Annotated in this window: 18 protein-coding genes, 1 tRNA gene and 1 rRNA gene; 10 read left to right on the forward strand and 10 right to left on the reverse strand. The window is 68.4% G+C overall.

What is annotated here, in order from left to right:
- Window positions 1-84: 84 nt before the first annotated feature.
- The 3 genes from ABH935_RS40010 (at window position 85) to ABH935_RS40020 (ending at window position 5,047) form a co-directional block, all read left to right on the forward strand.
- Window positions 85-1,212, forward strand: a complete 1,128-nt coding sequence (locus tag ABH935_RS40010) for a PLP-dependent cysteine synthase family protein (RefSeq protein ID WP_370383192.1) — start codon at window positions 85-87, stop codon at window positions 1,210-1,212.
- A gap of 213 nt (window positions 1,213-1,425) precedes the next feature.
- Window positions 1,426-3,078: a cell wall-binding repeat-containing protein gene (locus tag ABH935_RS40015; RefSeq protein WP_370383193.1), complete on the forward strand. Its 1,653-nt coding sequence runs from the start codon at window positions 1,426-1,428 to the stop codon at window positions 3,076-3,078.
- Window positions 3,079-3,262: 184 nt separating this feature from the next.
- A complete protein-coding gene (locus ABH935_RS40020; protein WP_370383194.1) occupies window positions 3,263-5,047 on the forward strand; it encodes a cell wall-binding repeat-containing protein in 1,785 nt (594 codons plus the stop codon).
- A gap of 116 nt (window positions 5,048-5,163) precedes the next feature.
- Here the strand turns inward: ABH935_RS40020 and ABH935_RS40025 are convergent, their stop codons facing one another.
- Window positions 5,164-6,201, reverse strand: coding sequence for a polysaccharide deacetylase family protein (locus ABH935_RS40025; RefSeq protein ID WP_370383195.1), 1,038 nt, complete (start codon window positions 6,199-6,201; stop codon window positions 5,164-5,166).
- A gap of 121 nt (window positions 6,202-6,322) precedes the next feature.
- On the opposite strand from ABH935_RS40025, the gene ABH935_RS40030 reads away from it, so the two are divergent.
- Window positions 6,323-7,708 carry a threonine/serine exporter ThrE family protein gene (locus tag ABH935_RS40030; protein WP_370383196.1) on the forward strand — a complete coding sequence of 462 codons (1,386 nt, stop codon included), beginning with the start codon at window positions 6,323-6,325 and terminating at the stop codon, window positions 7,706-7,708.
- A gap of 111 nt (window positions 7,709-7,819) precedes the next feature.
- On the opposite strand, the gene ABH935_RS40035 is transcribed toward ABH935_RS40030, so the two are convergent.
- On the reverse strand, window positions 7,820-8,047 hold the full coding sequence (locus ABH935_RS40035; RefSeq protein WP_370383197.1) for a DUF5302 domain-containing protein: 228 nt from the start codon (window positions 8,045-8,047) through the stop codon (window positions 7,820-7,822).
- Between the two features lie 291 nt (window positions 8,048-8,338).
- Between ABH935_RS40035 and ABH935_RS40040 the strand changes: the two genes are divergently transcribed.
- Together ABH935_RS40040 and ABH935_RS40045 are read left to right on the forward strand one after the other, a co-directional pair.
- Window positions 8,339-8,411: transfer RNA gene (locus ABH935_RS40040), tRNA-Arg, on the forward strand.
- A 134-nt stretch (window positions 8,412-8,545) separates the two neighbouring features.
- Window positions 8,546-10,795 carry a PQQ-binding-like beta-propeller repeat protein gene (locus ABH935_RS40045; protein ID WP_370383198.1) on the forward strand — a complete coding sequence of 750 codons (2,250 nt, stop codon included), beginning with the start codon at window positions 8,546-8,548 and terminating at the stop codon, window positions 10,793-10,795.
- 70 nt (window positions 10,796-10,865) lie between these two features.
- On the opposite strand, the gene ABH935_RS40050 is transcribed toward ABH935_RS40045, so the two are convergent.
- Entirely contained in the window at window positions 10,866-11,423 is a 558-nt protein-coding gene (locus ABH935_RS40050; RefSeq protein WP_370383199.1) for a hypothetical protein, read from the reverse strand.
- A 210-nt stretch (window positions 11,424-11,633) separates the two neighbouring features.
- On the opposite strand from ABH935_RS40050, the gene ABH935_RS40055 reads away from it, so the two are divergent.
- The gene (locus tag ABH935_RS40055; protein WP_370383200.1) at window positions 11,634-12,134 is read left to right on the forward strand and encodes a universal stress protein; all 501 of its coding nucleotides are present in this window, start codon (window positions 11,634-11,636) and stop codon (window positions 12,132-12,134) included.
- A gap of 113 nt (window positions 12,135-12,247) precedes the next feature.
- Here ABH935_RS40055 and ABH935_RS40060 read toward each other — a convergent pair whose 3' ends face one another.
- The 3 genes from ABH935_RS40060 to ABH935_RS40070 form a co-directional block, all read right to left on the reverse strand.
- Window positions 12,248-12,781, reverse strand: coding sequence for an RNA polymerase sigma factor (locus tag ABH935_RS40060; RefSeq protein ID WP_370383201.1), 534 nt, complete (start codon window positions 12,779-12,781; stop codon window positions 12,248-12,250).
- An 87-nt stretch (window positions 12,782-12,868) separates the two neighbouring features.
- Window positions 12,869-13,540 carry a rhomboid-like protein gene (locus tag ABH935_RS40065; protein ID WP_370383202.1) on the reverse strand — a complete coding sequence of 224 codons (672 nt, stop codon included), beginning with the start codon at window positions 13,538-13,540 and terminating at the stop codon, window positions 12,869-12,871.
- Window positions 13,541-13,675: 135 nt separating this feature from the next.
- Entirely contained in the window at window positions 13,676-14,437 is a 762-nt protein-coding gene (locus ABH935_RS40070) for an SDR family oxidoreductase (protein WP_370383203.1), read from the reverse strand.
- An 82-nt stretch (window positions 14,438-14,519) separates the two neighbouring features.
- Here ABH935_RS40070 and ABH935_RS40075 point away from each other — a divergent pair, with 82 nt between their 5' ends.
- Window positions 14,520-15,401, forward strand: a complete 882-nt coding sequence (locus ABH935_RS40075) for a sigma-70 family RNA polymerase sigma factor (RefSeq protein ID WP_370383204.1) — start codon at window positions 14,520-14,522, stop codon at window positions 15,399-15,401.
- Between the two features lie 113 nt (window positions 15,402-15,514).
- Here the strand turns inward: ABH935_RS40075 and ABH935_RS40080 are convergent, their stop codons facing one another.
- The 4 genes from ABH935_RS40080 to ABH935_RS40095 all read right to left on the reverse strand — a co-directional run bounded on the left by ABH935_RS40080 (window position 15,515) and on the right by ABH935_RS40095 (window position 19,299).
- Window positions 15,515-17,758 carry an MMPL family transporter gene (locus tag ABH935_RS40080; protein WP_370383205.1) on the reverse strand — a complete coding sequence of 748 codons (2,244 nt, stop codon included), beginning with the start codon at window positions 17,756-17,758 and terminating at the stop codon, window positions 15,515-15,517.
- Between the two features lie 178 nt (window positions 17,759-17,936).
- Entirely contained in the window at window positions 17,937-18,722 is a 786-nt protein-coding gene (locus ABH935_RS40085) for a sensor domain-containing protein (protein WP_370383206.1), read from the reverse strand.
- On the reverse strand, window positions 18,719-18,991 hold the full coding sequence (locus tag ABH935_RS40090; RefSeq protein ID WP_370383207.1) for a hypothetical protein: 273 nt from the start codon (window positions 18,989-18,991) through the stop codon (window positions 18,719-18,721). Before ABH935_RS40090 ends, ABH935_RS40085 begins: the two co-directional genes overlap by 4 nt.
- Window positions 18,988-19,299 carry an ArsR/SmtB family transcription factor gene (locus tag ABH935_RS40095; RefSeq protein ID WP_370383208.1) on the reverse strand — a complete coding sequence of 104 codons (312 nt, stop codon included), beginning with the start codon at window positions 19,297-19,299 and terminating at the stop codon, window positions 18,988-18,990. The genes ABH935_RS40090 and ABH935_RS40095 overlap by 4 nt, the downstream gene beginning before the upstream one ends.
- Window positions 19,300-19,449: 150 nt before the next feature.
- On the opposite strand from ABH935_RS40095, the gene ABH935_RS40100 reads away from it, so the two are divergent.
- Window positions 19,450-19,638, forward strand: a complete 189-nt coding sequence (locus tag ABH935_RS40100; protein ID WP_370383209.1) for a hypothetical protein — start codon at window positions 19,450-19,452, stop codon at window positions 19,636-19,638.
- Between the two features lie 786 nt (window positions 19,639-20,424).
- Window positions 20,425-20,489: ribosomal RNA gene (locus tag ABH935_RS40105) — 16S ribosomal RNA — on the forward strand; the annotation flags it as partial.

Raw genomic sequence — 20,489 nt, forward strand, 5'->3', positions numbered from 1 at the left:
CGGCCCCGCCTTTCCAGACCTTCGATCGAGCGTTATGTCATGCTTTGCGCGTTTCCTGTCAGCCCGACGATCTAGCATGAGGCCATGCAGCAAAGCACGGATGTCTCCGACCCCCTCTGTCAGTCCGGCCGCGCCTGGGTGGACGAGGCGATCCGGCGCGTCTCGGCGGACGCCAACCGCTCCGCGGACACGCACCTGATCCCGCTCCGGCTCCCGGATCCGTGGCCCGAGTGGGGGATCGACGTGTACCTCAAGGACGAGTCCACGCATCCGACCGGCTCGCTCAAGCACCGGCTGGCTCGCTCGCTGTTCCTCTACGGGCTCTGCAACGGCTGGATCCGCGAGGGCACGACGATCGTCGAGGCGTCCAGCGGGTCCACGGCGGTGTCCGAGGCCTACTTCGCCCGGATGCTGGGCCTGCCGTTCGTGGCGGTGATGCCGCGCTCCACGTCGAAGGAGAAGTGCGAGCTCATCGAGTTCCAGGGCGGCCGGTGCCACTTCGTCGACGATCCGGGCGCGCTGTACGAGGAGGCGCGGCGGGTCGCCGCCTCGGCCCCGGAAGAGTCCGGCGGCGGGCACTACATGGACCAGTTCACCTACGCCGAGCGGGCCACCGACTGGCGCGGGAACAACAACATCGCGGAGTCGATCTTCGACCAGATGAGCCAGGAGCGGCATCCCTGTCCGTGCTGGATCGTGGTCGGCGCCGGGACCGGCGGTACGTCGGCGACCATCGGCCGGTATCTGCGGTACCAGCGCCACGCCACGCAGCTGTGTGTGGTGGACCCGGAGAACTCGGCGTTCTTCGAGGGCTGGCGCAGCCACGACCCCTCTTACGTCACCGGCAAGGGCTCCCGGATCGAGGGGATCGGACGGCCCCGGGTCGAGCCGTCGTTCCAGCCCGACGTCGTGGACCGGATGATCCGGGTTCCGGACGCCGCGTCGATCGCCGGGATGCGGTTGGTGTCGGAGCTCTCCGGCCGGGACGCCGGCGGATCGACCGGCACCAATTTCTGGGGTGTGGTGAAGCTGATGTGCGAGCTGCGCGCCGTCGGCAGCCGGGGATCCATCGTGACGTTGTTGTGCGACGGCGGCGATCGGTATCGGAACACGTATAAATCGGATGCATGGCTAGCTGAGCAAGGGCTCGATCTGGCACCGTACAGCGAACAACTGCGAGTGGCGCTCGCCACTGGGCACTGGTCGGAATGACACCCGCGACAGCACCGGATCGGCCCCCCGTCCGGTGATTGTCACAAAGCTGTTTCGAAGACTTTACCTGCGCGGGGGCAACCATGGAGTGCTACGTATCTAGTCCCATGGCTTTCTACGCAGATCGCAGGATGCGCAGATTCCCGGCTCTGGGGAGGGTTGCGTGGGCGGATCAGATATTGCCGCCCCGCGCCCCGCCCACGGAGGAACCGCATGCATGTCACGACTAAGGCCCGGCTGGCTGTCGCCGCCGTCGCTGCGTCTGCGGTCAGCGTGGGAGTGGCGGCACCTTCGTTCGCGGCGACGGCCCCGGCGGCGACATCAGCTCCGGCTCCTGCGTCCCTCGGCCTCATATCGGTCACCCTGCAGATCAGCCACGACCCGAACAGCACCGATCCGCTCGCGACGGTCTTCGTGGTCCACGCCAATGACACCGATCCCGGCGCGAACCTGACCTACAGTCTGGATTTCGGGGACAATTCGAAGCCGGTCGGCGGTCCGGTGAGCGGCCACGCCGGTGCGGTGACGGTTCCCTACACGTACAAGGCCGCCGGTACCTACCCCGTGAAGCTGACCGTCTCCGACGGTACGGACTCGGCGGACACGACGCAGTCGTACAACGCGGTGCCCCCGTCGGCCCAGACCACGGTCACGACCACGTCCGGCTCTCTGGCGGTCTCGGCGGACCTTTCCAAGTGCGCCCCGGTGCACGGGCAGACCATTGCCAGGCTCACCCTCAAGTGGGGTGACGGATCGACCCTCGTGATCGAGAACCCGACCGCGCAGGACCTGACGACTCCGGTCCCTCACACCTATACCGCAGCGGGTGTCTACTCGGTCGAGACCACGGTCGCCGACCAGGACAAGGCCACAGCGACCTCGACGCAGCAGGTCACCGTCGGTACTCCGACGCCCGGTGGCCCTCCGACGTCCGGCGGCACCGCGGTCTCCCGCATCGCCGGCGCCGACCGCTACCAGACCGCGATCGCGATCTCCTCGAAGCTTCCCGCGGGTTCCGCGTCGGCCGTCGTGCTGGCCACCGGCGACACCTTCCCGGACGCGCTGGCCGGTGTGCCGCTGGCGAAGCAGGTCGGCGGCCCGCTGCTGCTGACGCCGACGGCCGGCCCGAACGCCGCGGTCACCGCCGAGATCAAGCGGGTCCTGAAGCCCGGCGGCACGGTGTACGTGCTCGGCGGCACCAACGCCGTCCCGCCGTCGGTGGTCGCGGCGCTGGGTTCGGTGAACGTGACCCGGATCGGCGGCGCCGACCGCTACCAGACCGCGCTGAAGATCGCCGACCGGCTCGGCGACCCGGGGAACGTGGTGCTGGCGACCGGCGCGGACTACGCCGACGCGCTGGCGGCCGGCCCGTACGCCTCGGACGTCTTCGGCGCCGACGCCGCGCACCCGGCGGCGATCCTGCTGACCGACGACACGCAGCTGCCGGCCGCCGTGAAGGCCTACCTGGCCAAGGCGCACGCCGTGGCCGCGGTCGGCGGCCAGGCGGTCACCGCGGCCCGCAGCGCGAACGTCACGCTGGCCCCCGGCGCGAGCTTCCGCGGCTACGACCGTTACTTCACCGCGGCCATGGTGGCCGCGACCTTCAAGGGTGAGAAGACCGCGGGCGTCGCCACCGGCGAGAACTTCGCCGACGCCCTCACCGGCGCGGCGTACCTGGCCCGGGCCGGCGGCCCCCTGGTCCTCACCCCGACCCACCTGCTCGCCCCCGCGACCTGGGCCGCCCTCCAGGGCATCGAAGCCTCGGTCGGCGCCTCCGGCACCGTCGAGGTCTTCGGCGGCCCCGTGGCGGTCAGCACCACCACGGTCCAGGCCGTGACCGACGCAGTGCACGGACACATGGCCTGACCGGCCGGCACCCCCAAAGCTTGGCCGCGGCCGGGCGACGGACCCACGAGGTCCGCCACCGATCCGCGACCAGGCCCCGGCACCGAAAAGGCGACCGGGGCACCACACAACTGAAGATTGCAGACGAGAAACGCCGGAGAAGCCCGTCCCAGGCACCCGGCCCATTCCGGAGGTCCCCCCAATAATGGGAAACCAGAACAACCACTCTGTGGCCCGCAAGCGCCTCTCGACGCTGGCCATCACCACAACCCTGGCCGCCGTCGGCGTCGGCGTCGTCGGCGCCGGTGCGGCGAACGCGGCGAGCACGCCGGCGCACAACGCGGGCGGCAACAGCAACCCGCAGACCTCGGTCAAGACCTCGGTCGCGCTGAAGGTCACCGCCGACGCGAAGACCGGCAAGGGCACCGTCGACCTGACCGGCACCACGATCGACTCGTCGGCGAACTTCGCCAACGCCAAGGTCAGCATCAACTGGGGCGACAAGTCCCTCCCGGACGTCACCTCCATCACGGTCGACTCGACCACGGGTGCCCTGTCCTCCCAGACGGCTTCGCACACGTACGCCGACCTGACCAAGGACTACGCGGTCACCGTCACCATCGTCGACGGCGTCAACAACCCGGGCCTGTCGAAGTCGGGCGAGGTCAACTTCGTCGCCGACCCGGTGCTGAAGGCCACGCTGACCCCGAGCACCACCAAGAAGAACACCTCCGTGAGCGTGAGCCTGACCGGCTCGACCGTGGACCCGGCCGCCACGAAGGCCGTGACCACCATCAGCTGGGGCGACAAGACCGCCGACGGTTCCATCCCCGGCGACCCGTCGACGATCAAGGCCAGCAACCCGGCGCTGTGGCACAGCTTCGCCGCTGACGGCACCTACACCGTGACGGTGAAGCTGGACGACGGCCTGGGCGACCCGAACTCGGTGCAGACCCAGACCTTCACCGCGACCGTCTCGGACGGGACCGTGGTGCTCCGCGCCGCGGGCGACGACCGCTACGGCACCGGCCTGGCGATTTCCCAGCACCAGTGGGCGAACACCGGTGTCACCACCGACACCCGCACGCAGGCCAAGTCCGTCGTGCTCGCGACCGGCGACGACTTCGCCGACGCGCTGGTCGGCGTGCCGCTGGCGAAGAAGGCCCAGGGCCCGCTGCTGCTGACCGACGGCAACGCGAACGTCGTCAACCCCGCCGTGCTGAAGGAGATTCAGCGCGTCCTGCCGACCAAGGGCACCACCGTCTACATCCTGGGTGGCGACAAGGCGGTCAGCGTCGACATCGAGGCCCAGATCCAGAAGGCGGGCTACACCACCACCCGCCTGGCCGGCGCGGACCGCTTCGCGACCTCGCTGAAGATCGCGCAGGTCGGCATGGGCGACCCGGCGCACCTGGTCGTGGCCCGCGGCGACGAGGGCAACAACCACGACGGCTTCGCGGACGCGCTGGCGGCCGGCCCGTACGCGGCCGACGTCTGGGGCGGCGGCAACTCGGCCGTGGTGCTGACCAACTTCAACAAGTTCGACCCGAACACCGAGGCCTACGTGCAGAGCAAGCTGCACGCCGGTGTGCAGAACGTGGCCGCGATCGGTGGCCAGGCCGTCGCTGCGATGACCACCATCAAGGGCTCGGCGGGAACCTTCGCCCCCTCCTTCGGTGCGACTCGCTACGAGACCGCTGCCCAGGTGGCCGCGGCCTTCGAGACCAAGGCCAAGAACGCGCCGGTCGGTGTCGCCACCGGCCTGCTCTTCCCGGACGCGCTGACCGGTGGTGCCTACATGGCCTCGACCAACGGCCCGCTGCTGCTGACCGACCCGTCGGCGCTGTCGTCCGCCACCGCGGCTGAGCTCACCGACGTGGCCAAGACCGTCCCGCAGATCAACATCTTCGGTGGCGAGAAGGCTGTCACCCCGGCTGTCGCCAAGGCGATCGCGACGCTGGTGAACGTCACCACCATCGGCAAGTTCTAAGAACCTGCCTGCGGTACCGGGCGCTTTCGCGAGCGTCTGACAACTGAACAGCTGAAGCCCTGCTGGCCCGCCGGATTCTTCCGGCGGGCCAGCGGTTTTTGATCCGTGCGAGTTGCTCAGTGCTGCGTGGTGGTCGCCGCCGGCCGGTTGAAGTACGACTGCCCGTTCTGCAACGCCGTGCCCTTCATCAGGGTGCTGACCGTGACGAACGTGTACCCCTGCTGCTTGAGCCGCTGGATCACCGCGGGCATCGCGTCGACCGTGGTCTTGTGCGTGTCGTGGGACAGGACGATGCGGCCCGGCTTGGCGTGGCCGACGATCTGGTCCGCGACGCGGGTCGGGTCCGGGTACTTCCAGTCCTCGGGGTCGACGCGCCACATGATGAAGGGGAAGCCGGCGACCGTGCGGACCGTGTCGTTGACCGCGCCGTAGGGCGGCCGGACCAGGGTCGGGCGCGGTATGCCGGTCGCGGTTATCGCGTCGGCGGCGCGGTTGATCTCCTCCTGGACCGCGGCGGCGGGCAGGGTCGAGAGGTCCTTGTGGTCCCAGGTGTGGTTGCCGACCTCGTTGCCCTCCGCGTACTCGCGGTTGACCACGGTCGGGTACTTGACGGCCTGGTCGCCCAGGACGAAGAAGGTGGCCGGGACGTTCTGCGCCTTCAGCAGGTCCAGCAGCCGGCCGGTGTCCGGCCCGGGGCCGTCGTCGAAGGTGAGGGCGATGCACTTGGCGGCCGAGCAATCGACGTTCGCGTTGGTGCGGGGCGTGGCCGGCGGGCGGTAACCGGGGGTGGTGCTCGGGGCGATCGGTGTGTTCGGGGTGCTCGGGCCGCCGGAGCTGGACCCGCCGCTGTGCGACTGTGACTGTAACTGCGACTGCGGCTGCGACGGGGACGTCGAGCCGCCAGCCGAGCTCGGTCCGGTCGAATCGGTGCTCGTGGTTCCTGAGGACCCGGGCGAACCGGACGACCCGTTCTGTCCGTCCGGACCGGAGCTGGTCCGAGTCGGCGCCGGTCTCGTACCCGACGCAGTCGCACTCCGTCCGCCGGAGCCGCCACCCGCACACGCCGTCGCGGCGATGCCGACCGCGCCGAGGACGGCGACGGCGGCGAGGGCCTGCTTGCGGGCGGGGAAGCGGGACAAGAGCGGGCGAATCATCGGACAATCATTCACTGTTGGTCCGGATGTTCCATAACCGCACTGCTCAGGGCAGCCGGGTGAATCAGGGCATCACAACGTGTGACTGAGTGGATACGCGTCGATTCGATATCTTTCGTGCGTGCAATCCCACGAGCACCGCACCCGGATCCGCGCCGGCGCGCCCGGCGCCCCCGGCCTGGAGGAACGCGCCGTCGAGCCGTCCTCGGCGGCGCGCGTCATCGACCTCGGCCTCCGGATCGGCGAGCTGCTGCTGGCCAGCGGGGAGGGCAGCGAGGACGTCGAGGTCGCGATGGTCGGCATCACCGAGGCCTACGGGCTCTCGGGGTGCGAGACCAACGTCACCTTCACCGTCGTCACGCTGTCCTACCAGCTGAGCCTGATCGACACGCCGCTCTCGCTGGAGCGGGTGGTGCGGCGGCGGACCGTGGACTACACGAGCCTGGCCGAGCTGCACCGGCTCGCCGTGGACATCAGCACCGACGGGATGACGCTGGAGGAGGCGTACCGGCGGCTGGCGGCGATCCGGCGGAACAAGTACCCGTATCCGCCGTGGGTGATCGTCGGCAGCCTCGGGGCGATCGCCGCGACCGCCGCCCTGCTGGTCGGCGGCGGCTACCTGGCCAGCCTGGTGGCCTTCGGCTGCGCCATCCTCGGGGACTGGCTGTACAGACAGCTGGCGCGGACCGGCCTGCCGTCCTTCTACCTGCTGGCGGTGGCCGCGGTCCCGGGGGCGATCGCGGCGATCATCCTGGACCGGCTCGGGGTCCGCATCAACAGCTCGGCGGTGGTGGTCGGCGGGGTGTTCACGGTGTTGCCGGGGCGCGCGCTGGTCGCGGCCATCCAGGACGGGCTGACAGGCTTCTACATCACCGCCTCCGCACGGCTGCTGGAAGTGGTGTTCCTGGTCGGCGCTCTGGTCACCGGCATCACGCTGGTGCTGAGGGTGGGCCGCGAGGTCGGCGCGAGCTTCATCGTGGACGAGCACCTGGCCCCGGTCCGCGCCGAGCCCCTGATCGCCCTCGTCGCGGCGGCTCTGGGAGTGTCGTTCGCAGTGGCGGTGCACACGCCGCGGCGCATACTCCCGTTCGCCGCAGTCGGCGCGGCGTTCAGCTGGGCCGCCGCCACGTATCCCGTCCAGTGGGGCCTGTCCCCGGTGGTCGCGACCGGACTGGCCGCGATGATCGTCGGCCTGATCGGCTACCTCGTCGCGCTCCGCTTCCGCACTTCAGCACTGCCCTATGTGATTCCCGCAGTAGGGCCCCTGCTCCCCGGCTCCGCGGTGTACTTCGCCATGCTGGAGATCACCAGCGGCGACAGCCACCGCGGCATCGATTCCCTGGAGACCGCCATCTCCCTGGGCCTGGCCATCGGCGCCGGCGCGAGCCTCGGCGGAGAACTGGCGCGCCTGTTCACTCGGATGAGGGGCACCAAGGAGTTGGTCTGGCGCTTCCGGCGCGAAGCGGCGGGGGAGCAGGAACCGGGACTGCCGCCCCAGCAAGGCTGAGGGACGTGACCGCAGTCCCACAGTCACGTCCCTCAGCGGCTCTGCGCGGCACCTCTATGCACACCTCTCTATGAGGGGCACGTAGGCGCCGCCGTGTATAGCGCCGGCCGGTCACCCGCCGCTCTTGCGACGGAACTGCCGCTTGGCCCCGGCCCGCCCATGCGCGGAGTGGATCTTCGAGTCCCCCGGCCCACTCCCGGCCCCGCGGCCCCCACTACCCCGCTTGGCCTCCAGCGCCTCCAGAAAACGCCGCTTCTGCTCGTCGGCGTCCGGAGCGACCTCCGGCCCACCCCCCGGCTCGCCGGGCTCCGACTGCGATCCTGCCGCGGTGGCGTCCATACCGGCCTCCTGATGCTGTGCGATGTGACGGAAGAGCTGTCCCAGCCAGCCTCCCACGACCACCGCGCCCCGCACCACACGGATAACACGCGTCCCGAGTAGTGCGACGTCGGACGTGACGCGAATGCGCGGAACCGGCTGAAGCCCTGGCCGAACCGGACGCCCCAGCAGGCACGCCGTCCACCCCGCAATGCGGTTCGCGCCGCAAACGCCAGCCTGTAAGCTACCCACAGCCTGTTCTCGGGCCTGGGAGCCGCACCAATCTCCTGAACCCGTGGTCATGGTCATCCCGCCCTCGTAGCTCAGGGGATAGAGCACCCGCCTCCTAAGCGGGGGGCCGTTGGTTCGAATCCAACCGGGGGCACTTGCCGTGGTGTCAGGCTCTGGTCTTGAACACTGCTTTCTGAACGCTGCTTGATGGCTGCGGTCGAGGCCGGCGGCTTCGGCGGGCGAGCGGCTGCTGGCGTTGACCGGTGGGTGAGTAAGTATGCTCATCACATGACGCGCCCATTGCGTTCCACCGATCCCACGCGTATTGGCCCCTATGAGCTGACCGGACGGATCGGGGGCGGGGGCATGGGTGATGTGTTCCTGGGGCGGTCGCCGGGTGGGCGGTTGGCGGCCGTGAAGGTGGTGCGGGATCTGCTGGCCGATGATCCGCGGTTTCGGGAGCGGTTTCGGCGTGAGGTGGCTGCCGCGCGGTCGGTGAGCGGTGCCTATACGGCGGCTGTGCTGGATGCCGATCCCGATGCCGAGCGGCCTTGGCTGGCGACCGCGTACATCGACGGGCCGTCTTTGCTCTCCAGGGTTGCCGATGAGGGGCCCATGAGTGCGCAGGAGACCCGGGCTCTGGGTGCGGGGTTGGCGGAGGCGCTGCGCGACATCCATCGGGCCGGGCTGGTGCACCGCGACCTGAAGCCCGGCAACGTCCTGCTGGCGGCGGACGGGCCGCGCCTGATCGACTTCGGCATCATCCGCGCGGAGGACGGGGAGGGTCTCACCGAGACCGGCTATGTGCTCGGCAGCGCCGGCTTCATGGCGCCCGAGCAGGCGGCCGGCGGCGAGGCGGACGCGGCGGCCGACATCTACTCATTCGGCGCCGTCCTGACCTACGCGGCGACCGGGCACGGACCGTTCGGCAACGGCCCGACGCCGGGAGTGCTGCTCCGCCAGGCGTCCGGGGATCGCGACATCTCAGGGATTCCCGAAGGGCTGCGCGACATTGTATCCCGTTGTCTGGACACACTCCCTGCAGCGCGCCCTACTACGGACTCTCTACTGGAGCTCCTGGGCGAGAACGCTAAGGACGAGAAACGCGCCGCGCGGACCAAGACCCCCGCGAAGACAAAGACCAAGACGGATACAAAGACCAAGACGCGAGAACTGGACGACCTCCTCCTCGCCGCGTCGGTAGGCACCCAGAACGCTGAGATCGCCACGACGCCGACGACCCTCATGCGCGCCAAGCCCGGCAAGAACGCAAAGGACCGCAAGGACCGCAACACCGCGAACACACCGACCCGCCGAAAGTTCCTCTTCTTCGGCCTGGCAGGCGCAGCGGTAGCCGCCTTCAGCGTCGGTGTCGCCGAAATGCCCCACGGCGATGCCAAGACGACCGGCGCCGAGACCGGCGACACCGGCTCGAACTCCCCATCAGGCCTGCCCACCACGGTCAGCAAGGGCAGCCTCGGCGGTCCGCTGAAGAGCCCTTTGTGGTCCCACACCGGCGTCTACGCCGACTTCCTCGCCCTGTCCGGAAATACCCTCCTGGTCCAGGGCACGACCCTCACCGCCTTCGACACCGCCGCCGGCACCCAGCGATGGACCGTCCCGACCGGGACCTACGCGCAGCTCAACGACGGCGTCTTCCCCGCCACCGCGGACACCGCGTACGAGACCGCGGCCGCCGGCAGCGACCTGGTCGCGGTCTCCGTCGCGAACGGCCGCCCGGCCTGGCGCGTCCCCGGACCGGCCAACTGGTTGACCCGCGGCCTGGTCGGGGCCTCCTCGGACCTGGTCGTGGGCTGGTCCTACATCGACGCCAATCAGCCCGCCAACGACGGCCTGTGGGGAGTCGACGCGCAGACGCACCAATTGCGGTGGCAGACGCAGATCGGCGCGGTGGACCGCGCGCCCTACTACAGCGCCGGAACCGGTCTCGTCCTGTTGTCGCAGCCGCACGACAGCAAGCTGACGGCGTACAACGCCAAGACCGGCGGCCAAGCCTGGACCGCCCAGGACACCTCCCCGGCCTCCGATCCCGCGTTCGCCACCGACATCACCAGCCATGGCACGTCCATCTACTGGGCCACCAACCGCCTCTACGCCTTCGACGCGAACGGCCGTGCCTTATGGCCCGTGGGCGTCACCGAAAGCGACGGCGGCGCGTTCCACGCGGTCATCGCCGACGACAACGCCGTCTACGCAGCGTCGAGCGTCACATTGGGCAACAGTGTGATCGCCGCCTATAGAGCCTCCGACGGCGGACCTCTATGGCGTTCCACTTGGCCGAAGTCCTATCTGGATCCGAGCCTGGAGTGTCGGCTGGCTCTCGGCGGAGGAATCCTCTATATCGCCGACCGCGTGAACGGCACACTGGTCGCTCTAGAGGCCAAGACAGGCAAGACCCTCTGGCAGTTCCACGATCCGGCGGCCACCGGATCGAATACCAGCTGGCAGATTGTTGCCAACGACGCCTACGTCTTCGCCGGCTACGGCACCACCGTGCACGGGTTCAAGGCGGACTGAGCCTGCGGCGGCGGTTACAGCGGCTGGGCTATATAGAGCCCCCGGACGTAAGCGCCCGGGGGCGAGAACGCTATAGCGATTTCGACGCATCCCAGCCGGACAGGTCGTAGTTGAAGTAGGCGTTCGGGAAGAGGAACTTCCCGTCCGGCAGGCTGTTGAGCCCTCCGGAGCCGTCGTACGCCTTGAAGATCTCGATCGAGCGGGTCAGGCAGTTGTCGTCGACCAGGTTGTAGGCCCGTGCGAAGCCGGCCGTGACCGCCGACTCCGCGGCGCTCTGATCGTCCGCTGCCGTGTCCTTGCAGCGGTAGCTCTGGTAGCCGCCGGAGTCGGTCGCCGTCGCGAAGTCGTGGAGCATCTGCTGCTCCGTCCCGTGCTTCTCCCAGTTGCTGTTCGCCAGCGTCGCGCCGTAGTCCCAGGTGTCGCTGCCGTCGGACCAGCGGAAGGCCCAGGCGACGTGTCCGAGGGACAGCGCACCCTTGGGGGCGTCGAACATACAGACCCGGCCGGATGTGGCGGGCGTGCTCCTGGCGTCCGCCGTGGCGGAAGGTGCGAAGGCGATGCCTGTGGTGAATGTGGCCGTGAGCGCGGCCAGGGCCACAGTGGCGGTTCCTCTATAGCGAATCCTCATCCTGTCCTCCCGTATCGGAGGGATCCGGCGATCCCATCGGTATCAACGGCTTGAGTAGTGGGGAGGATGCGCTCCGTCACCGTGTGGGAGATGGGTCACTCGGGGGCCCCCGGCTCCGCCATTCCGGGCCCGTGCGGTGGAATGATCTAAAGCGAGTCAGTGTTATGAACGTGAAACACGACGACGAGGTCTCACCGAAGGAGAACCACCATGGCCGGCACCCTTCTCATCGCGTACGACGGCTCCGCCGACGCCAAGACCGCCCTGGAGTACACGGCCCGGACGTTCCCCGGCCGCGAGGCCGTCGTGGTGACCGTCTGGGAGCCGCTGATGGCTCAGCTGGGTGTCGCGGAGGCCTTCGTCGGCGCGGTCGCCACCGAGGATGACGAGAAGGTCGTGGAGCAGAGCGCGGAGCAGGTCGCCGAGGTCGGTGCCAAGCTCGCCACCGAGGCCGGCCTGAAGGCCACCGCCCGTTGGGAGTCCGAGGGCGCGCAGTCGGTGTGGCAGACCATCGAGCGCGTGGCCGACGAGCTCGACGCCGACCTGATCGTGACCGGCTCGCGCGGCCTGACCGGTCTGCACTCGCTGCTCGTCGGCAGCGTCTCCGCGAAGGTCCTGCGGCACGCGCAGCGCCCGGTGCTCGTCGTCCCGTCGGCGCACCTGGCCAAGGCCCGCAGCGAGGCTCCTGAGGGCGAGTCCGCCAACGCCTGATGCGTAGGGACGAGCGGTCGGTCGCTTCCAAGAGCTCTGCGACCGGCCGCTCTTTATGTGTACGAGTCTCTGCGTGTACGAACGCTATAGAGCGTGTGACAGGGCTGGTGACGCTATGCGTTGCTGGCCCTTAGTCGTGCCGTGACAGCGCGCATCCCCCGGCTCGCGGTGGACTTCACCGTTCCGCGGGTGACACCCAGCGTGCGCGCGATCTCCGTCTCCGAGAGGTCGGCCCAGTAGCGGAGCACCAGCACCTCCCGCTGCCGCGTGGGGAGCGCCTTCACGGCTTCCATCACCTCGCGGTGCTCCAGCGGCACCAGTGCCGTGATCTCGGCGGGTTCCACGTCGACGGTGTCCAGCACGGCGTATTCGCGTTCGAGCTTGCGCCGGCGCTGGACCGACCGCGCGCGGTTCACCACGGCGGTCCGAAGATACGAGGACGGCGCCGCGACTCCCCTGAGCAGGTCGGGGCGGGACCAGAGCTTGACGAACACCTCTTGCACGGCGTCTTCAGCGCTCGCCGTGTCACCGAGCAGGAGCACCGCCAGCCGAGTCAGTGGCAGCCGGTGTCGGGCGTACAGTTCGGCGACATCAATGGTGCCGCTTTGGTTGTGGCATTCCGGGGCGGACAGAACCATCGTGGTCATACATTCAGAGTCGCCGCCCGACACCCCCGCCGGTAACCACCGAAGGTCTATTGCACCCCCTCCCATAGGAGGGTGTGTACGTAAGCCCTATTGCGGAGTGGCTGGCACGGTGACCGGCTCCGGTACCACCTCAAGTTCTACAGCGCTGGGTGCACGGCGCATACGCAGCACTGTGATGATCCCTATAGAGAACGACAACACGTGCCCGATGGCGGTGTAGTCAGCGTGATCGATCCCCTCCAGCAGGCTCGGCGTCGCCCCGGCCAGACAGACGGCCCACACCACCCGCAACCACACCGGTCGGGCCGTGGCGATGGCGACGGTCAGCGCTGTGACGACCAGGTACGACGGACCGGTGTCCCACATATGAGCCTCGGACCCGGGAAGCGTCCCCTGGTGGATCTGCAACCACACCAGGCCTTCGGTCACCACGCTCACGCCTATATGCACGCCGGCCAGGAGGAAGACGGTCCTCCGCGCGCCCAATGCGGCGACCACGCTGAACAGCGACAGCGCGAAGAACGGCCATACCCCTGCCGACTCCTGCGGTATGAAGGCGGACGCCACGAACGCCTCCACCGGGTGCCCGCCCGGCCGGATGTTCGCCAGGTTCGTCGAGCACCAGTCCATCAGCCGCCGCAGGTGGTCCGTGGAGATCCTGTCCTCGACCACCGCGGCGACCGTCAGCGACACCGCGTACCAGAACGCGGGATTGCGCAGTAGCCGCGGCAGTAGGACGCGGACCCGGGCGGCGGACAAGGTGACCCCCTTCAAAGTGCAGGAACCATCTTGCCAACGCCGCCGTCGGCATGACGTAATCCCCGGCCTGAATCCGGTCGACCCGGGAGTGTCCGCAGTGGTGAGTCACGGTGAGCCCTCGCTGGTCAGCTCGGGTCAGCCGACGTGCGCGGCCAGGAAGTCCGTCCAAGTGCCGGGTCCGACCAGTGCACCGTCCAAGGTCAGGTTGTCCCCGGCGCGGTACGCCTTGCCCGCCTTCCCCGGGATACGGACCGGCATGAGCACTCGGTGCTTCCCGGCGGCCTTCACATAGGACCGCACCAGATCACCCATGGCGATCACCTCAGGCCCCGCGATGTCGGGCACCAGACCGGCCGGCGGAGCCGCGACCAGCTCCACCAGGCGCGCCGCGACGTCCCGCGTGTCCACCGGCTGGAACCGCAGTCCGCCGGGGTTGGGGACCACCGGCAGCTTCGCCATGGCGCGCACCGCCTTCAGCGTCAGGTCGTGGAACTGCGCGGCGCGCAGGATGGTGTACGGCACACCGGACTCCTCGACGGCCTGCTCGGCGGCGGCCTTCATGCGCAGCCAGCCCACAGGGACTTTGTCGGCGCCGATCACGGATATGTAGATGATGTGGCGGACCCCGGCGCGCGCTGCGGCCTGCACGAGGTTCCGGGTCGCGACGTCGTCACCCTTCGGAGCGCCGGCCATGTGCAGGACCGTCTCGATGCCGGCCAGGGCCTCGTCCAGGCCCTCCCCGGCGAGCAGGTCCCCGGTGACGTACTCGACTCCCTCCGCGCCCGCCCGCGGGCTCCGGCTCAGGATCCGCAGGTCGTACCCGGCCGCACGGAGCAGCGGGACGGTGTGCGAGCCCAGGGTGCCGGTGCCGCCGGTGACGAAGATCTTCACGTTCACGATCACTCCTTGGTATGACGTGTGAGGGGCCCGTGGACCGGGCCACATCGGGTAGACACGGCTACCGAGGGGTGTGTGACAGATGGTCGACGAGAATTTTCTCGCCGAGCGGTTCCAGGAGAACCGGCCCAGGTTGCGGGCCGTGGCCTACCGGATGCTGGGTTCCCTCAGCGAGTCCGACGACGCTCTGCAGGAAGCCTGGCTGCGGGCCAGCGGCGCCGACACCGACGAGGTGCGCAACTTCCAGGCGTGGCTGACCACGATCGTGGGGCGGGTCTGTCTGAACATGCTCCGCTCGCGGCAGCAACGCGCAGAGGACTCTCTAGAGATTCATATCCCCGACCCCGTGGTCTGTGCCGAGGACGACACCAACCCCGAGACCGTCGCCATGACCGCGGACTCGGTCGGGCTCGCGATGATGATCGTGCTGGACACTCTCGTGCCCGCGGAGCGCTTTGCGTTCGTGCTGCACGACATGTTCGCGGTGCCGTTCGAGGACATCGCAGAGGATCTGGAGAAGACGCCGGCGGCGGTCCGCCAGCTCGCCAGCCGGGCCCGTCGGCGGGTGGAGGGCCGGGCGCCGGTGCCCGACCCGGACCTCACCGTGCAGCGCACCGCCGTCGACGCGTTCTTCGCCGCAGCGCGGAACGGCGACTTCGAGGCGCTCGTCGCCGTCCTGCATCCGGACGTCGTGCTCCGCGCCGACGGCGGCGTGCTGCGGGCCAGCCAGTCGGTCACGCTGTCCGGGGCGCGCACCGTCGCCTCGCAGGCGCAGCTGGCGCGCACCATGGCGCCGTACGTCCAGCGGGTGCTCATCAACGGCACGCCCGGCGCGTTCGTCGTCAAGGACGGCAAGCCGATCTCGCTGATGTCCTTCGCCGTGGTGGACGGCAAGGTGGCGTCGATCCAGGTGATCCTCGACCCCGAGCGGCTCGACGAGGTCGCCCTTCGGCTCGCGGCCTGAGCGCGTCACGGAGTCACTGCATAAATGAGCCGCAGCGCCGGAGCCCCCCGTGGGTTCCGGCGCCACAGTCTCTCTATGGCGTGTTCTCTATAGCGGTCGCGCCAGGGAGCTCTCTATGCGATCGGCACTTCTTCGCGGCCATACATCCGCGTCGGCGCCGGCGCCGACGCCTCCGACTTCTCCAGAGCCAGGCCCGGGATCCACTGGAGCCCGCGCGGCAGCTTCCAGTTCCGCTCGCCCAGCAGACTCATGACCGCCGGGACCAGCAGACCGCGCACCAGGGTGGCGTCGATCGCGACCGCGACGCTCATGCCGATGCCGACCATCTTCATCGGCGCGAACGGCATGAAGGCGAACAGCGAGAACACCGCCACCATGATCATCGCCGCACTGCTCACCACGCCCGAGGACGAGCTGACGCCCTTCACCACGGCCTGCTTGGTCGGCACGCCGCGCATCCGAAGTTCGCGGATCCGGCTGAGCACGAACACGTGGTAGTCCATGGAGAGCCCGAACAGGATCACGAACATGAACAGCGGGAGCCAGGAGATCACGGCTCCGTAGGACTGGAATCCCAGCTGCTTCTCCAGATGCCCGTCCTGGAAGATCCACTTCACCACGCCATAGGCCGCCCCGACCGACAGCAGGTTCACCGTGATCGCGGTCAGCGGGATCGCCAGGGAGCGGAAGGCCGCGACCATCAGCACGAAGGCGAGCAGCACCACGAAGCCGATGACGATCGGGGTCGTGCTGTGCAGTTGGTCGCCGAAGTCGGTCTGGCTGGCCGACTGGCCGCCGACGTTGTAGTCGATGCCGGAGACGTGGCCGAGGGTGGCCGGCAGCACCTCGGAGCGCAGGTGCTTCAGCGCCGCCGCCGAGGCGCTGTCCGCCCCGTCGCCCGCGAGCGGGATCGAGAGTGCCTCGTAGTGGCCGTCGGCGCTGGTCTGCGTGGACACCTGTGCACCGTTCGGGAGCATGCGCTCCATGGCGGTGACCGCGCCGGTGAACTCAGAGCCCTTCAGCACTCGCGGATCGCCATGCACCACGAGGAGCGCAGGAGCCGGTCCGCCGGGAAACGCCGTCTGCATGCGCTCCAGCGTCTGGCTGATCGGCTTGCCGTGGGTGATGTCGACGGCTCCCGCGTCCTTGGCCTTCAGCCCGGTGCCGGGCACCGCCAGCGCGAGCAGGGCCAGCAGCGCTGGGACGCCCCACAGCAGCGGACGCTTCACGACGTGCCGCACCAGGAAGTTCCAGAACCGCGACTCGCGCGCCACCGTCCGGCGCTTGCCCAGGAACGGGACCCGGCCCTTGTCGATCCTGTCGCCGAGCCAGGACAGCATCGCCGGGACCACGGTGACCGAGCCCAGCATCGCCATGCCGACCACCAGGATGGTGCCGACCGACCAGCCGGAGAAGGCGTCCATCCGAGTGAAGAACAGGCCGCCGAGGCAAGCCATCACGGTAAGACCGGAGACCACGATGGACCGGCCCGAGGTGCGGGCCGCGATCCGCAGCGCCTCGCGCGGCGACCGCCCCAGGGCGCGTTCCTCGCGTTCGCGGCGGATGTAGAACAGGGAGTAGTCGACGCCGACCGCCATGCCGATCAGCAGCACTACCGACGAGGTGCTGTCCCCGATCGGCAGCCAGCGGCCCGGGACGGCCATCAGTGTGATCGCCGCGGCCACCGCCGTCAGCGCCAGCAACAGCGGGATCGAAGCGGCGACCAGCGCCCCGAACACGATCAGCAGCAGGATCAGGGTGACCGGCACCGAGCTGAACTCCGCGCGCTGGAAACCGGTGGCGACGATGTCGTTGATCGTCTTGTCGACCGACGCCGCGCCGGCCTCCTCGACCCGGAGCCCGGGATGCGCGGCCTGGACCTGCGCGACCGTCGCCAGCGGCTTGGCGACAATGGTGTTGGCGTCGTCCTTCTTCCCGGCGACCACGAAGGTCACCATCGCGGAGCGGCCGTCCTTGGAGACCAGGGCCTTGGTCTCCGTGGCGTTGTCCAGAGGAGACCGGACGTCGGCCGCAGACCCCGGAATCCCGCGGAGTGCGGCGGCCACGTCCGCGACACCGCTGCGGAAGTCCGCGTCCGAGGCGAAGGACGCCCCGGACCGGCTCTGCACGAGAACGCTCTCCGACTGCTGGGAGATCCCAGAGACGTCGAGGGCACGCTCTGCGCGCCCCGCCTCACCGGGGTCGTAGGCAGTCTTCTTGGTGCCGGAGGCCATTCCGCCGATCACCACCGCGGCGATGATCAGGATCAACCAGCCGAAGACAGTTGTCTTGCGGTGGCGGGCACTCCAGCCCGCCACCCGTTCCACCACAGGCGGGCGTGCTGTTAGCGTGGACATGAGAGATCCCCTCCATGGCTGAGCCATCGATGTGTGAGAGCTGACGTGACTTGGCGGCGTGGGTCTTGCCTGGCCGGGCGGACGCTGCAACGTCTGCCCGGCCCGCTTTGTCTGCGGGCTGTTCTCTATAGCGGTGATGAGTGGCTGACTACTGGATGGCGCCGCTATAGCGTGCCGCTCAGGTAGTTGTCGGCGAGCTCAAAGGTCCCGGGCTGTCCAGCACCCGGCGCGCCGCGGCCATCGGGTCGCGTCCGGCGACCACGGTTCGCACGGTGCTCGCGTGGACTCGCGCGGTGGCCACCAGGACGTAGTTCCAGGCGAGCAGGAGTACCAGGGACGCGACTGCTGCAACAGTCGCGGACAGGTCGCTGCCGATCCAGAACCCGATGGAGTCCTTGCCGTGCGGACCGTTCGGGAAGTAGCCGTATTCCAGGCCGTGCCAGTGCTGGCCGTTGAAGCCGCGGGGGATGTAGCGGTACCAGATCGGGACGGTGACGCCGCCCAGGAAGGCCACCCAGATCGCCCAGACGACCGTGTCCAGGATGAGCAGCGGCAGGGCCAGCAGCGTGAAGTGCGCCAGACCCCGCTGAGTGATCCGGTCCTTCCACACCGCCTTCAGCGTCGGGAAGAAGCCTTCCGCGGATCCCACTGGAGGCATCGCGGGCAGTCCTTCGGGAATCACCGCGCGGGCCCGGCCGCGCTCCATGACCACACACCCCCGGATGAAGTACGCGCTGCCGATGAGCAACGGCAGGCCGGCCCAGATGATCACCAGTGCCGCGGACGTGATGGTGATGCTGGTGACGACGGCGAGCAGCCCGATGCTGATGACGATCGAGCCGAGCAGGTACCAGGCCGAGGCCCAGACTCCCCCTGAGAACAGCATGCGGATCGGATTGCGGTACATCCGTAGGCGCCTCCATATAGGAGTGCCGTACAGAGTAGCCATGTCTTCGGTGTTCATTCGACGCTCCTGAGCATCCGCTCGATCTCGCCGACCTTGAGGTCCAGGGCCCGCAGCTCGGTGAGCAACTGGTCCTGCTTCTCCACAGCTTCTTCCGCGAGCTTTCGGTACGCGGCGAACGCCACGGCGTCCGCACGGTGCTTCTGCAACTGGAAGAACGACACGATGCTCACCGCGATCGCTGTGAAGATGATCCCGACGATCACCACCGCGATGAGTCCGCCGTTCGAACCGCCGCCGCCACTGGCGAGCACGACTCCCGTGTTCATCCCTTTCCACCCTTCGTGTTCGCGTCCGGCGCGGGTTCCGCGTCCCGGGCCACCGTCTCGGCGATCGTCTCCGCGTCGAGCGTCAGCGCGAACGGCTGGAGCTCGAAGTACTTCATGGCCTTGCCGTCATCGGAGAGCTCCAGATGGCCGGCCACCATGCCGGCCGTCTCAAGCCGCTCCAGATGCATGTAGAGCAGCGCCCGGGACAGCCCCAGCCGGCGAGCGAGCTCGCTGACGTGCAGGCGGTTCCCTTCCTGAGCCGAGCGGTACAGCTCAGCGACGATGCGCAGCCGCTGGGCGTGGCCCACGGCGCCCAGCTTCGCGAGCAGTTCCTCGGTGTTCAGGGCGTCCTCCTTGGTTCGCTATCACCTGTAAGCTGAGACTGACAGGTGGTCGCTGAGACTGTCAAGTGTTCGGATCCCCGCCCCAGACGCCTGCTCTGCTCTACACTGGACGCCATGAGTGAGAACTCGGGCTGGGACGCCGACGAGCGCGTCGTGGACTGGGACGAGCTGTTCGGGGAAGTGCTGCCCGAGCAGACCACGGACGATCTCGGCGACCGGGACCCCTCCTCGACCTCCGCGGCCGGCGACACCGCCCGGCTGATGGAGTTGCTGGCGGACCGGCCGCCGCACTACGAGGACTGACACCGCCGGCGGCTCCGGACGGCGACGGAACGACATTCGCCCGCCCGGGATCAGGGAGCTTGACACGCGCCCGGGCACCGACTAAGTTTTCACGACGTTGCCCCTTCGGGACGCGCCGCGCGAGCGGGCGATCACCCGGGGTGATCTTCAGCAGGAGCCCATTCGAACATCCAGTCGTCGCCTTCAGCCTTTTATCGGGCCTTATGGCGTCGGCCGTGTCGTGGTCTCTTGGTGTCGGTGCGCGGATATCTCTTCTCCGATCGGTCGGTGAACGGCCGATTTGGAGCGGGAAACAAGTACCGATACAGTTCTGAAGCACCGCAGCGGAGCGCGAGTTCCGAAGCGGACCGAAGGCCAGGTGGAAGCGCAAGACGCAGAAACGATCTGCTAAGATCGGAAATGCGGAAGGCGAGATAAACCAGCCGGAAGTGACTGGATTTAAAATAGGTCCAGCGCAAGAAATTGCGAAAGCGCAGAGGATCTGCTAAGATCTAAAGCGAAGCAAGACAAGAAAGAACAAAAGAAGAACAGCAAGACCTGACAACGCCGGGTCGCAGCCGATCAGAACGCAGGTTCTGAGACGAGTGGTTCGGGCGTCTGTTTCTTGAGAACTCAACAGTGTGCCGATTAATTTCGATGCCATGCGACCTCAGTCGTCATGACTGAGTGTCATTGAACACATGGTTGGTAGACGCTTCCCGACCCCCGTCGGGTTGTCGGTCTACTTGCCAGGTGACTCTTCTGACACCTCTGTCCGACCCTATTCCGGTCGGCTGGTGATAATCATCAATGGAGAGTTTGATCCTGGCTCAGGACGAACGCTGGCGGCGTGCTTAACACATGCAAGTCGA

The sequence above is a fragment of the Catenulispora sp. GAS73 genome (genome assembly GCF_041262085.1).
In the GTDB taxonomy this organism is placed as follows: Bacteria; Actinomycetota; Actinomycetes; order Streptomycetales; family Catenulisporaceae; genus Catenulispora.

Bases quoted from the DNA above. Each gene is read 5' to 3' on its own strand.
- ABH935_RS40010 (WP_370383192.1), top strand. From the start codon at position 85: ATGCAGCAAAGCACGGATGTCTCCGACCCCCTCTGTCAGTCCGGCCGC.
- ABH935_RS40085 (WP_370383206.1), bottom strand. From the start codon at position 18,722: ATGAACACCGAAGACATGGCTACTCTGTACGGCACTCCTATATGGAGG.
- ABH935_RS40045 (WP_370383198.1), top strand. From the start codon at position 8,546: ATGACGCGCCCATTGCGTTCCACCGATCCCACGCGTATTGGCCCCTAT.
- ABH935_RS40075 (WP_370383204.1), top strand. From the start codon at position 14,520: ATGGTCGACGAGAATTTTCTCGCCGAGCGGTTCCAGGAGAACCGGCCC.
- ABH935_RS40060 (WP_370383201.1), bottom strand. From the start codon at position 12,781: ATGACCACGATGGTTCTGTCCGCCCCGGAATGCCACAACCAAAGCGGC.
- ABH935_RS40080 (WP_370383205.1), bottom strand. From the start codon at position 17,758: ATGTCCACGCTAACAGCACGCCCGCCTGTGGTGGAACGGGTGGCGGGC.
- ABH935_RS40055 (WP_370383200.1), top strand. From the start codon at position 11,634: ATGGCCGGCACCCTTCTCATCGCGTACGACGGCTCCGCCGACGCCAAG.
- ABH935_RS40050 (WP_370383199.1), bottom strand. From the start codon at position 11,423: ATGAGGATTCGCTATAGAGGAACCGCCACTGTGGCCCTGGCCGCGCTC.
- ABH935_RS40100 (WP_370383209.1), top strand. From the start codon at position 19,450: ATGAGTGAGAACTCGGGCTGGGACGCCGACGAGCGCGTCGTGGACTGG.
- ABH935_RS40090 (WP_370383207.1), bottom strand. From the start codon at position 18,991: ATGAACACGGGAGTCGTGCTCGCCAGTGGCGGCGGCGGTTCGAACGGC.
- ABH935_RS40015 (WP_370383193.1), top strand. From the start codon at position 1,426: ATGCATGTCACGACTAAGGCCCGGCTGGCTGTCGCCGCCGTCGCTGCG.
- ABH935_RS40025 (WP_370383195.1), bottom strand. From the start codon at position 6,201: ATGATTCGCCCGCTCTTGTCCCGCTTCCCCGCCCGCAAGCAGGCCCTC.
- ABH935_RS40035 (WP_370383197.1), bottom strand. From the start codon at position 8,047: ATGGACGCCACCGCGGCAGGATCGCAGTCGGAGCCCGGCGAGCCGGGG.
- ABH935_RS40020 (WP_370383194.1), top strand. From the start codon at position 3,263: ATGGGAAACCAGAACAACCACTCTGTGGCCCGCAAGCGCCTCTCGACG.